Here is a 12369-nt window from a genome sequence, read left to right as displayed (position 1 = left end):
CCCGAAGATCCGATCCAGCCCGAACCGCCATGCGACGATGCGATCGCGGCGGGTTTCGGTCCCGAATTCGGCCCCGGAACTCGCGTTCGCGGGGCCGTTTCCAGCGGAACACATCAGGCGGTCAGCGGGCGGCCCACAGTAGGCCGCGACGCATCATCGTCTTCACCTCGGGCACGTCCAGCTCGTAGGCCCGGTGGCCGAGCGAGGAGTAGAACACCCGGCCTTCTCCATAGCGTTTCTTCCACACCACCGGCATCACCACCCCCTTGCACCAGGGCGCGTGCTCGCCGTCGAAAGTGGTCGTCGCCAGCACCTCGTTGGCCGGGTCGACGTGCATGTAATACTGCTCGGAACGGTACTCGAAGTCGGCGATTCCGCTCATGATCGGATCGTCAGGGCGGGTCACGTCGACGCGGTAGTCGATGATGTTGCCGGGATGGGCCACCCACTGGCCGCCGCACATGAACTGGTACTCCACCGCGTCCCGGAAGGCGTCGCACATGCCCCCGTGGTGACCGGCCAGACCCACCCCTCCCCGCACCGCGGCGCAGAGATTGGCGGCCTCCTCCTTCTCGATCTTCGACATGGTGTAGATCGGCACGATCAGCGACAGGTCGTGGATGGCGGGGTCGGCGAAGGCGGCGGTGGAGGTCTCCATCCGCACGTCGAACCCCTCCTCCTTCAGCCAGCCCCGCATGATGGAGGCGCACAGATCGGGGTCGTGCCCTGCCCAGCCGCCCCAGACGATCATGGCCTTGCGCATTGGTCTTGCTCCGTTTTTTCTCGTTGGGGCGTCAGTCGATCTGGCCGGTCTCGATGCCGGTCCGCATCATGGCGGGGCGCTCGACGCGGCTTTGAATGGCGACGCGGCGGCCCTCGTCGGACGAGGTCTGGAAGGCCTCCATCACCTCCAGCACGTGGAAGGCCAGCGCCCCGCTGGCGCGGTGGGGGCGGCCCGAGGCGATGGCGGCGGCCATGTCGGCCACGCCGAGCGAGCGGTAGTTGCCGTCGGCGTAGCCGTGGGTGAGCGGCATCGTCTCCCACTCGCCCCCGGTGCGCGCCACCGCCACCTCGCCGCCGAAGCGGTTGGGGTCGGGCACGGCGATGCTGCCCTTGGTGCCGTAGATCTCGATGGGGGTGTGGCGGTGCTTGGGCACATCGAAGCTCATGGCGATCGACACCAGCGCGCCGCTCTCGAACTCCAGCGTGCCGGCGACGTGGGTCGCCACCTCGACCGGGATCAGCGTCCCGTTCATCGGCTCGCTGGTGACCAGCCGCTCGGAGCGCATGCGCGAGGTCGACCCCATGACGGCGGCGACCGGGCCGAGCAGCTGCACGAGGTCGGTGATGTAGTAGGGCCCCATGTCCAGCATCGGGCCGCCGCCGCGCAGGTAGTAGAAGCCCGGCGCGGGGTGCCAGCGCTCGTGGCCGGGGCACATGAAGAAGGCGGAGCCGGCGATCGGCGTGCCGATCGCGCCCTCGTCGATGAGCTGGCGCGCCGTCTGGTGGCCGCCGCCGAGGAAGGTGTCCGGCGCGCAGCCGACGCGCAGGCCCTTCTCCTCGGCGAGGTCCATGACCTTGCGCGCCTCGGCGACGTTCACGCCGAGCGGCTTCTCCGAGTAGACGTGCTTGCCGGCGCGCAGCACCGCCATGCTGATGTCGGTGTGCGCCAGCGGCACGGTGAGGTTGATGACGATCTCGACGTCGTCGCGCTTCAAAAGCTCGTCGACCCGCATGGCCGGCAGCCCGAACTCCGCCCCGCGCTTCTCCGCCGCGGCCGTTCGCATGTCGGCGAGCGCGCGCACCTCGATGGCGGGAAGGCCCTGCGCGGCCGTCAGATAGGCCCCGCTGATATTGCCGCATCCGATGATGCCGACGCCAATCCTGCGCATGTCCGAAAACTCCTGTCCGTCAGTGGGTTGCGCCCGGCGCGCGGCCGGGCGGAGAGGGGTTCATCCCTTGACCGCGCCGGCGGTCAGCCCCGCCACGATGTGCTTCTGAGCGAGCAGGAACATCAGCAGCGTCGGCAGGATGGTGAGGGTGATGAAGGCGAGGATCAGGCTCCACTCGGCCGAGTACTCGCCCTGGTAGACCATGATGCCGAGCGGCCACGGGTACATGGCGTCGCTGTTGAGCATCACGAGCGGCAGCAAATAGCCGTTCCAGCTGTGCACGAAGGCGATGGTGCCCACGGTGGCGAGGATCGGGCGCGACAGCGGCAGCGTCACGTAGCGGAAGAAGTTGAGGTAGGAGCAGCCGTCCACGAGCGCGGCCTCCAGCAGCTCTTCCGGCAGGTCCTTGAAGAAGCGGCGCAGCAGCAGCACGCTCATGGCCAGGCTGAACGCCACCTGCGGCAGCACGACGCCGAGATAGGTGTCGAGCAGGCCGAAGTCCCGCACCCGGATGAACAGCGGCAGGATGGCGGTCGAGGCCGGGAACAGCAGGCCCATCGTCAGGTAGTTCAGGAGCATGCGGTTGCCCCAGAACTTGATGTGGGCGAACACGAACGCCGCCATCGAGGCCGTCACCAGCACCAGCAGCACGGTGAGCGAGGAAATGATGAGCGAGTTGGCGATGAGCTGCCAGTAGCGCGCCGAGAACAGAATATCGCCGTAGTTGCTCCACTCCCAGACGTGCGGCAGGCCGAACGGGTTGGTGCGCAGTTCGCCCAGGCTCTTGAAGCCGCCGAGCACGGTGGCGATCAGCGGCACCACAACGAACCCCGCCACGAGCAGCAGGAACAGCCACTTGTAGAGCGTCGCGAAGGGCGAGCCGCCGTCGATGTCGCGCGCCCGGCGCTTGGCGGGCGCGGCCGGGGCGGCGGCGCGTTCGGCGGGTCGGGCCATGCCGGGCCCGGCGGGCAGAGCTCTACTCATCGCGCATGAACCAGCGTTTGTAGGTGAAGGCCACGGTGACGCAGATGACGAACAGGATGACGCCGATGGCGCTGCCATAGCCCACCCGCATGCGCATGACGCCGTGCGTGTAGAGGAAGCTCACCATGGTCTGCGAGCTGTCGGCGGGGCCGCCGCGCGTCAGCGGCATCACCAGGTCGAAGAGCTGCAGCGAGCCGACCACTGCAAAGAACACGGACAGCCGGATCGTGGGGTAGAGCAGCGGGATGACGACGAAGCGCAGCTGCTGGACGCGGGTCGCGCCGTCGATGCGGGCGGCCTCGATGAGGTTGCGGTCCATGCCCTGCAAGGCGGCGATGAACAGCATCATGTGGAAGCCGAAATACTTCCACACCACCACGACCAGCACGGCCGCCATGGACGTGTCGGCGCTGGCGAGCAGATGCGGGGCCTCGGCCCCGAAGGCGCGGTAGATGGCGGCGAGCAGCCCATAGTCGCCGTCATAGACGAAGCTGAAGATCAGGCCGGTGGCGATCTCCGCCAGCACGTACGGCATGAAGAACAGCATGCGCAGGAACACCGAGCCGCGGAACTTCTCCGCCAGCATGATCGCCAGCGTCAGCGCCAGGGGCAGCTGCACCAGCAGCGAGACAACGATGATCAGCCCGTTGTTGCGCAAAGCGAGCCCGAAGGCGCGCGTCTCGAACACGGAGAAATAATTGCGCAGGCCGATCCAGTTGGTCGGCCGGCCGAAGCCGTTCCAGTTGAACAGGCTGTACCAGGCGGCCTCCCCCACCGGCATGACCACGAAGATCGTGAACAGCAGCAGCGCCGGCGGGAGGAACAGCAGCAGGGCCGGAAGCTGCCCGTCGGTTCTCCGCGAGCGGAGCGCAGTGGCGACCATGGGGGGCTCCTGCCGGTCGGGGTGCGGACGGGCGCGGCCGGGGAGCCGCGCCCGGGTTTCGTCAGTTGCCCTGCTTCCAGGCGTCGTTGACGGCCTTGGCGGCCTGCTTCGGCGTCATGGAGCCGCCGGCGATCTCCGCCGAGGCGTCGTTGATGACGCGGCCGACATTCGGGCCCAGCGCCTGGTCGTAGAAGTTCTGGTGGTACTTCGACTTGGCCAGGTTGGCGGCGATGTTCTTCATGAACGGGCTGACGATGCCCTCCTCGGCGCCCTTCGACACCGGGATGATGTAGTTGCCGGCGGCGAGCCGCGACTGCACGTCCTTGGAGACGAAGAACTTGAGGAATTCCACCGCCTCCTTGGGCGAGCCCTTGGTGACGAGCCAGCCGGTGATGCCGCCCAGCGTGTCGTTGGCGTCGCCCTTGCCGCCGGGAACCTGCGGGAACTCGAACCAGCCGACCTTGTCGTCGGTCAGGCCGACCTTGTCGGCGGCCAGCGCCTTCTGCGTGTGGTAGAAGCTGCTGATGGCGAGGATCATCGCGCCCTTGCCGTCGCCGAACGCGCCGACCGCCTGCGGGTTCTTGGCCCCGAGGAAGCCGTTCTGGAAGGGCTGCAGGTCGACGAGCTGCTTGTAGAGCTCCCCGGACTTCACGTAGACGTCCGACTCGAAGCCGCCGTTCTCGCCCTTCATGGCCTGCTCGATGCCGGCCTTGCCGCCGACGCGCACCGCCAGCATGGTCCAGTAGAAGTGCAGCGGCCACTTGTCGGCCCCGCCCGCGATGATCGGGGTGATGCCGGCGGCCTTGATCGTCTTCACCGCGCCGAGGAAGTCGTCCCAGGTCTTGATCTTGCTCGGGTCGACGCCGGCCTTGGCCATCAGCTCCTTGTTGTACATGAAGCCGACCTGCGACATGGCGATCGGAATGCCGTAGTTGCGGCCGTTGACCTTGAAGGCGTCGACGGCCGCGGGAGTGAGCGTGTCGACGTAGCCCTTCATCGGCTCGGTGATGTCCTCGATCACCCCGGCCTCGACCTGGCTCTGCAGCACGCCGCCGGCCCAGCTATAGATGATGTGCGGCCGGTCCTTGGACTGCAGCAGCGTCGGAGCCTTGGCCTTGTAGGCCTCGTTCTCCAGGAACTGCATCTCGACCTTGACGCCGGGGTTCTTCGCCTCGAAGGCGCGGGCGACCTCCTCCCAGATCTTCACCTGCTGGGGGTTCACCTCGATGTGCAGCCACTTCACCGTGGTCTGCGCCGCCGCCGCGCCCGCCGACAGCGCGACCGCCGCCGCCGCGAACATCAACCGAGTCAACCGGTTCATCCGTCGTCCTCCCATGCTCCTCGTCTCTGTCGCGAGGCGTCGGGATGGGTAGCATCAAAGCATGAGGTGCGCAACTCAAAGGCCGTCAGCGCGGCGTCGGTCACGCTGAGTGGATGTTGCCGCCCGGCTGCGGACAGCAATCCGCGTTTCGCTCGAAAGTGGGAACAGAATCGGCCCCGCGCAAGGCCGGTTCGCCTTCGATGTGCGTGCGTCAGCCCTGGCCCGCTCCTGCCGGGGTTGGGCCCGCGCTCTTGGCGGCCCGAGGGTGGCGATGCTAGGGAAACCGCGAGGCCGCCGGGTTTCCGGCCCGGAGCCGAAACCCGCCATGGTCAAGCATCTCAGGGAAGAACTGACCTACCAGGGCCTGCTCGCCGCGCTGCGGCGAGACATCAGGCTCGGGCATTTCCCGCCGGGCGCGCGGCTGAAGGTGGCGGAGCTGGCCCGGCGCTATCGCACCAGCGCCATGCCGGTGCGCCAGGCGCTGCTCGAACTGCAGGCGCAGGGCCTCGTCAGCATTCCCGCCAATCGCGGGGCGAGCGTGCGCATCGTCGACGAGCAACTCGCGCACAATCTCTGCGACCTGCGCAAGGCGATCCTCGGGCTCGTCGTCCGGCGTTTCGTCGAGCACGCCACGCAAGACGATATCGACACGCTGGAGGCGCTGGAGAACCGCCTCGACGCGGCGGTCGGGATCGACGACCACATGGTCGCCAACGATCTGTTCTTCGACCACGTGCTGCGAGTGGCGGGAAACCCCGAGGCGGCGGAGGCGCTGGACCGCACCTGGCCGCTGATCTACCCCGCCGCGCGCCATTTCGGCCCCCGCGACCTCGGCGCGATCTCGCGCAACCACCGCGGCATCATCGCGGCGGCAAGGCGCGGCGACGCCGGCGACGCCGTCGCGCTGGCGCAGGACGCCGTCGAGGCGGTGCGCGAGCACCTCGTCGGCAAGATCCGCGCGGAGCAGGCGGCCGAGCAGGGCGCGGCCGCCTCCTGACCCGCTCCCCGCCTCAGGCGGCGCGCAGCTCGCCCATGCGCAGCAGGCCCTGCATGTAGCCGATGGCGTGGGCGCGGCCGCGATGGTTCCACTCGGTATCGTCGTCCATGTGCGGCACGTGGTCGTCGAGCAGGAACCCTTTGAAGCCGTTGCGCTGGAGCAGGAACATCACCTCGGCGGGATCGAAATTGCCCTCGCCGATGAAGCACTCCTGGAAGTTCGGCACGGTGCCCTGCACGTCGCGGAAATGGACGTAGAAGATGCGTCCCTTCGGGCCGAAGAACTCGATCATCCGGCGCACGTTGGCCGCCCCGCCCGGCATCTCCGAGCAGCAGCCGAGGCACAGGTCGAGGCCCCACGCGTCACTGTTCGGGTTGATCTCCCAGGCCCGGATGAAGTTCTCGGGCTTGTAGAACAGGCGCGCGACGCCGCCCAGCATCGGCACCGGCGGGTCGTCCGGATGCAAAGCGAGCTTGACGCCGGCCTCCTCCGCCACCGGCAGCACGGCCTTGATGAAGTAGGTGTAGTTCGCCCACATCTCCTCTTCGGTGACGACCGCCTCGTCCTTGCCGCGCAGCGGCATCGTCTCCTGCCAGCCGAGGCTGGTCGGCAGGTATTGCCGCCACTCGTCCTTGCTCGCCTTGGCCTCCACCTCGGCCATGTCGAACTTGGTGCAGCCCGCGCCGCCGCGCCCGGGCGCGAAGCGCTCGGTGCGCCACACCGAGTTCGGCATGAAGTGGAAGCCGAGGATGGGGATGCCGGCGCGGCCCACGTTACGCACCGTGGCGCGATAGTTCTCGATCTGCTCGTCGCGGCCCGGCAGGCCGAGCATGGCCTTGTGGTAGAAGTGCGTGGGCACGTTCTCGATGGCCTCGAGCACGAGGCCGTGCTCGCGCGTCTTGTCGACCAGGGCGCGCAGGTCCTTTTCCTCCCAGCGCGCGTCGCCCGGAAGCTTGGGCGTGTTCATCTGGATGCCGCTCGCGCCGATCTGCTTGGCGAAGCGCAGCTTCTCGTCGGTGAGCTCGTTGAACTGGCCCACGCCGATCCTGATGCCCTGTTGCGTCATCTTGTCCCTCTCGCGAACGCATGGTGGCCCATTGGCGGGTCAGCCCTTCACCGAGCCCGCCGTCATGCCCTGCACCATGTAGTGCTGGGCGACGAAGTAGAGGATCATGAGCGGCAGCGAGGACACGACCGCCCCCGCCATCAGCGGCCCCCAGGGCAGCACGTCGCTCGTGATCAGGTAGTTCAGCGCCAGCGGCGCGGTGCGCTGCGACTCCGACGTGATCAGCACCAGCGCCAGCAGAAGTTCGTTCCACGCCCCCGTGAAGGTGAAGATCGACACGGCCGCGATGCCCGGCGCCGACAGCGGAACGACGATGCGGAACAGCGCGCCGAAGCGGCTGAGGCCGTCGATCATCCCCTGCTCCTCCAGCTCGCGCGGCACGCTGCGGAAATAGCCCTGCAGCAGCCAGGTGCTGAGCGGCAGCGAGAAGGTGAGATAGACGAGGATGAGCCCGTGCAGCGAATTGCCGAGCCCGAGCCTCGCCATCAGGATCGAGAGCGGAATGAAGAGCAGCGAGGTCGGCGTGAGATAAGCGAACAGGATGACGCGCCCGAACAGCCCCCGGAACCGGTAGCGGAACCGCACCATCGAATAGGCCGCCAGTGAAGAGATGAACACCGAGATCAGCGTCACCGCGAAGGAGACGATGAGGCTGTTGCGGATGGCGAGGACGAAGTCCTTGTCCTCAAACAGAATGCGGTAGTTGTTGAAGGTGATCGTCTGCGGCCACAGCGATGGCACGCGGTAGATCTCGCGCGGCAGCTTCAGCGACGTGATCGCCATCCAGTAAATCGGCAGCAGCACCAGCGCCACGGCGGCGAGCAGGACCGCGTACGTCAGGGCCCGGCCGGCGATCCAGCGGCCGCGCGCGCCGGGCGGCGCTGCGTCGTCGCGCGCGGCGTTGCGGCCGATCATGCCTCGTCGTCCTTCTGCATCAGGGCGGTGGCGACGAGCACCAGGATCGCCAGCACGGGCAGCATGGCGACGGAGACGGCCGCCGCCTCGCCGAGGCGCTGGGTCTGCATGCCGTAATAGGCCAGCACCGGGAAGATCATGGTCGCGTCGGACGGGCCGCCCTGCGTCAGTAGCCAGACGCTCTCGAACGAGTTGGCCGTCCAGATGGACGACAGCAGCGTGACGACGATCAGCACCGGCCGAATGGCGGGGAAGGTGACGTGGCGGAAGCGCTGCCAGGCGGTGGCCCCGTCGATGCGCGCCGCCTCGTAAAGCTCCGCCGGAATGGTCTGCAGGGCAGCCAGGATGCTGACGAACCAGAACGGGAAGCCGCGCCACACCGACGCCGCGATGACCGCCGGCATGGCCGTGGCCCGCTGGCCGAGCCAGTCGATGATGCCGGAATAGATCCCGGTTCCGGTGAGGATCAGGTTCAGCCCGCCGCCGATCGGCTGGTAGAGCACGCGCCAGGTGAGATAGGCGACGAAGGCGGGCATCGCCCACGGCAACATCAGGAACGAGCGGAACAGGCCGCGCGCCGGAAAGCGCTGGTTGACGAGCAGCGCCAGCCCCAGCCCGATCGACAGCTTCAGCGCGTCGCTGGCGACGACGAGGATGACGGTGTTCCAGATGGCGCTGGAGAAGGCGGCCGACTGCGCCAGATAGCGGAAATTGCCGAGGCCGATCCACTCGCCGTCGTTGCCGACCACGCGGTTCGTGAACGACACGTAGATGGCGTAGAAGAACGGGTAGGCCACGAGGCCCAGGATCAGCAGGAGCGCCGGCGCGACGAGCGCGTAGGCGAAGACTCGGTCCTGCGTCGCGGCGCTCCAGCGCCGCCGGCCGGCGGCCTGTCGCGCGGCAGCGAGACCGGCGGGCCGGGACGTCAGGGGTGTCGGGGCCTGGGACATGGTGCTCCGGGACTGCGCGCGGACCGGGGGATCGCGCGCCACGGGCCGGCGGGCGGCGCGCGCCGCCCGCCTTCGCGCGTGCCTTACTTGTACTTGTCGTAGATGGCCTGGGTGCCGACCTGCGCCTCGTCCATGGCCTTGTCGAGGTCCCACCCGTCGATGACGACGCGCTGGACCATCTTGGGGATCATGAAGTTGTTGAACATGTCCGCGTAGCCGGCATTGAAGACGTCCGGATAGGCCGGGGCCGTGCCCTTCTGCACCAGGTCCAGCAGGCCGGCGAGGATCGGGTCGCCGCCGGTGAAAGCCTTGAACTTGGCCTGGTCCTGCAGCACGGGGCCGTAGATGGCCGCCTCGTAATAGGCGTTCATGAAGGCGGGCTGCGCCAGGTGCTCGATGAGCGCCTTGGCGGCGTCCGGGTTCTTGCTCGACTTCGGCACCGCGCGCAGCTGCGGCGCGATGGGGGACACCACGCCCTTCGGCCCGCCCGGCAGCGAAGAGTAAAGCGTCGCCTTGTAGAGCTCCGGGTCCTGCGACTTGGCGGCGATGCCCACCGAGCCGGTGTTGGCGATGAAGGCCGCCTGCCCCGCCAGATAGGCTTGGTTGTCGCCCGCGCCGTCCCACGTCGTGTTGCCGGGCGGGAAGAGCTTCTTGTCCCACGCCGCCTTCACCCAGCGCAGATATTCGCGCGTCGCGTCCGACTTGATGGTGACGGTCTTGCCGGCGTCGTCGGCGATGCGCCCCCCATAGGACTGCATGACCGAAATCTGGACATTCCCGTCGCCGACATTGGAGAGCGCCAACCCGAGGCCGAACAGCGGCGGCTTGTTGACGGCGGCGGCCTGCTGGGCGAGTTCCTCCCACGTCGTCGGCGGCTTGCTGAACCCCGCCTTGGAGAGCAGGTCGTCGCGGCGCAGCAGCAGGTTGCCGGACACGCCGAACGGAATGCCGGTGCGCCCGCCGGCGATCTTGCTGGTGTCGGTGGACGACGCGACGGGCGCGTACCAGCCGCCCTGCGCCTTGCCGATCGAGTCGTAGACGTCGTCGAGCGGCAGGAACTGGCCCTGCCGCGACAGCAGCAGCAGCAGATCGAGGCTGAGGTCCAGCGCGTCCGGCATGGTGTTGGACGCCACCGCGGCCGAGACCTTCTGCACGGTCTCGTTCTGGTTGATCATCACCGCTTCGGTCTGGATGCCGTTGTCGGCGCCCCATTTGTTGACGGTGTCGACCAAAAGCTTGTTGGCCTTGTCCGAGAAGATGAGGCCGCCCCAGAAGGTGACCTTCGATCCCTTTTGCAGCGCGGGCGCGGCCAGCGCCGCCCGCTTGCCGCCGAGCGCCGCAGCGGCGGCTCCCGCCATTGTCGTGCCCAGCACGCGCCGCCTGGTCCAGTGATGCTTTTCAGCCACCGTCGTGTCCCTCCCTTTGCCGTCCGTGTCGTCGACGTCCGTTGGGGACGCGCGCCGGGCCTGAGCGCCGGGGTGAGTCGGGGAAGGAAGACGCCGCCGGCGACGCGCCGGGGGCGACATTCCAACCGTTTGAACCCCGGTTGCGAGGGTCAGCTTTTTTGATCAAAAAGGGAAAGTCAAGCGACTGCCGCGCCGGCCCGGCCCGCCTTGCGCGCAGCCCGCCGCGCGGTCGCGCCGGCGTCGGTCACGGCGCGGAAAGCCGCCTCTACTCGGCCTTCCAGCGGTAGGACCACGTCTCGCTCGCCGGCCCGTCCGGCCCGTTGAGCCGCGCGTCGAGATAGATCGTGTCGACCGGCACGCCGACCACGTCGATGAAGGCGCGCACGCCCTCGACATGGGCGTTGGTGCGCATGAACGCCTTCAGCAGGCGGCCGCCCCGCACGTTCACCTCGAGCTTCAGCTTCGACAGGTCCTCGCCGATCGAAGGCAGCGGGCCGCCGGAGAAATCCACCATGAAGCGGCGCGAGCCGGGCGGGCGGCGCTCCTTCGAGCCGAGCGCCCCGGTCGGCGCGTGGAAGGTGTGGACCACCTGCGCCAGATTGGCCGGCTGCTCGAACTCCAGGCCGGCGGAGATCCGGTAGGAGTAGGTCGCCGGCCGCTCCGGCAGCAGCGGCTCGGTCGGCAGCCAGGCGACGACGATGTTGTCGGCGGTCTCGTCCTTGGTGGCGAGTTCGACCAGCTCCAGCCGCCCCGGGCCCCAGTCGCCGAGCGGCTCCACCCAGTAGCTCGGCCGCTGGTGGTAGGCGAGCTCGATGTCTTGGTAGACGGCGAATTCCCGGTCGCGCTGCAGCAGCCCGAAGCCTTGCAGCTTGCGCGAGTGGAAATAGGACAGCTCCTGCACCTGCGGGTTGCGCAGCGGCCGCCAGATCCAATCGTCGCCCTCGAAATGCATCCGCAGCCCGTCGGAATCGTGCATCTCGGGGCGGTAGTCGTCGTACTTGTTGCGGTCGTTGTAGTGGCGGTCGTTTTCCCCGATGAAATACATCGAGGTGAGCGGCGCGACGCCCAGATGATAGACCGGCTTGCGCGCGAACAGCGTCAGCGTCACGTCCAGCGTGCTCACCTCGCCCGGCGCGAGGTCGAACTGGTAGGCCCCCGTCAGGGACGGCGAGTCGAGCAGGGCGTAGAAGCGCACCGTGTCGCCGCCCGCGCCGTGCTCCGGGGCCTCGAACCAGAAATCGCGGAAGAACGGGAATTCCTCGTTGTTGTCGAGCAGGCCGGTGCCCAGCGACAGGCCCCGCGCCGACAGGCCATAGACCTGCCCCTGCCCGAGGAAGCGGAAATAGCTGGAGCCGAGGAAGGAGATCAGCTCGTCGTGCCGGTCGGGCGCGTTGAGAGGATAGTTGAAGCGCCAGCCGGCGTGGCCGAGATCGGCCGGCAGTCCCGCCTGCAGGCCGGAGTTGCCGGCGTCGAAGTCTTCGTTGCGATACGGGATCGGCTGCGCCTTCCCGTCGCGGATGGCGTTGAGGTGGACCGCGCGGCGGAACAGGTGCCCGAGGTGGAAGGCTTGCAGCCGGAAGCGGTCCGTCGGGTCGGGAAACAGCGACTTGTCGGGACGGAACGCGATCTGCCGCCAGCCGTCGAAATCGAGCGCGGCGATCTGCGGCGGCAGCACGTCCGAAACGGGCTGGTAAGGGCGCGACGCCAGCTCCCAGGCGATCTTCTCGATGGCCCGGATGCCGAATTTCTGCGTGGCCCTGGCCCCCGGCGCGCGGCCCGCCAGCCCCCCTAAGACCCCGAGCGAGGCGGCAGCCATCAATGAGCGGCGTGTCAGCCTCATTCCTGTCCCTGTGCGAATCTCCCAGCTCGAAATCCGAGCCGTACAGCCTCAGCAAACTTCGCACGAAATTTCAAGGCCGAACCGTCGGTACGATTACTGGCGCGCACGCGCGCAC

General features: G+C 68.1%; 11 protein-coding genes. 1 reads left to right on the top strand and 10 read right to left on the bottom strand.

The window, feature by feature from the left end; translation table 11 throughout:
* Positions 1 to 121 precede the first annotated feature (121 nt).
* The 5 genes from NK718_RS16300 to NK718_RS16280 all read right to left on the bottom strand — a co-directional run bounded on the left by NK718_RS16300 (position 122) and on the right by NK718_RS16280 (position 5080).
* The gene (locus NK718_RS16300) at positions 122 to 763 is read right to left on the bottom strand and encodes a ThuA domain-containing protein (RefSeq protein ID WP_254744415.1); all 642 of its coding nucleotides are present in this window, start codon (positions 761 to 763) and stop codon (positions 122 to 124) included.
* A gap of 31 nt (positions 764 to 794) precedes the next feature.
* Positions 795 to 1892 (bottom strand): Gfo/Idh/MocA family protein, encoded by a 1098-nt coding sequence (locus NK718_RS16295; RefSeq protein WP_254744413.1) that lies wholly within the window; start codon positions 1890 to 1892, stop codon positions 795 to 797.
* A 60-nt stretch (positions 1893 to 1952) separates the two neighbouring features.
* Positions 1953 to 2846, bottom strand: a complete 894-nt coding sequence (locus NK718_RS16290; RefSeq protein ID WP_254744411.1) for a carbohydrate ABC transporter permease — start codon at positions 2844 to 2846, stop codon at positions 1953 to 1955.
* 22 nt (positions 2847 to 2868) lie between these two features.
* The gene (locus NK718_RS16285) at positions 2869 to 3759 is read right to left on the bottom strand and encodes a carbohydrate ABC transporter permease (RefSeq protein WP_254744409.1); all 891 of its coding nucleotides are present in this window, start codon (positions 3757 to 3759) and stop codon (positions 2869 to 2871) included.
* 61 nt (positions 3760 to 3820) lie between these two features.
* A complete protein-coding gene (locus tag NK718_RS16280) occupies positions 3821 to 5080 on the bottom strand; it encodes an extracellular solute-binding protein (RefSeq protein WP_254744407.1) in 1260 nt (419 codons plus the stop codon).
* A gap of 325 nt (positions 5081 to 5405) precedes the next feature.
* On the opposite strand from NK718_RS16280, the gene NK718_RS16275 reads away from it, so the two are divergent.
* Complete coding sequence (locus tag NK718_RS16275; protein ID WP_254744405.1) at positions 5406 to 6077, top strand: GntR family transcriptional regulator; 672 nt, start codon at positions 5406 to 5408, stop codon at positions 6075 to 6077.
* 13 nt (positions 6078 to 6090) lie between these two features.
* Here NK718_RS16275 and NK718_RS16270 read toward each other — a convergent pair whose 3' ends face one another.
* From NK718_RS16270 to NK718_RS16250, 5 genes are all read right to left on the bottom strand, one after another.
* Entirely contained in the window at positions 6091 to 7143 is a 1053-nt protein-coding gene (locus NK718_RS16270; RefSeq protein ID WP_254744403.1) for a mannonate dehydratase, read from the bottom strand.
* A 39-nt stretch (positions 7144 to 7182) separates the two neighbouring features.
* Positions 7183 to 8058, bottom strand: a complete 876-nt coding sequence (locus tag NK718_RS16265; RefSeq protein ID WP_254744401.1) for a carbohydrate ABC transporter permease — start codon at positions 8056 to 8058, stop codon at positions 7183 to 7185.
* The gene (locus NK718_RS16260; protein WP_254744399.1) at positions 8055 to 9008 is read right to left on the bottom strand and encodes a carbohydrate ABC transporter permease; all 954 of its coding nucleotides are present in this window, start codon (positions 9006 to 9008) and stop codon (positions 8055 to 8057) included. Before NK718_RS16260 ends, NK718_RS16265 begins: the two co-directional genes overlap by 4 nt.
* An 83-nt stretch (positions 9009 to 9091) precedes the next feature.
* Positions 9092 to 10414, bottom strand: coding sequence for an ABC transporter substrate-binding protein (locus tag NK718_RS16255; protein WP_254744397.1), 1323 nt, complete (start codon positions 10412 to 10414; stop codon positions 9092 to 9094).
* Positions 10415 to 10679: 265 nt separating this feature from the next.
* Positions 10680 to 12254 (bottom strand): OpgD/OpgG family glucan biosynthesis protein, encoded by a 1575-nt coding sequence (locus NK718_RS16250; protein WP_254744395.1) that lies wholly within the window; start codon positions 12252 to 12254, stop codon positions 10680 to 10682.
* Positions 12255 to 12369: the final 115 nt, after the last annotated feature.

The sequence above is a fragment of the Alsobacter ponti genome (assembly GCF_024294805.1).
Classification (GTDB): Bacteria; Pseudomonadota; Alphaproteobacteria; order Rhizobiales; family Beijerinckiaceae; genus Alsobacter; species Alsobacter ponti.
This window is presented reverse-complemented; position numbering and strand designations above follow the sequence as displayed.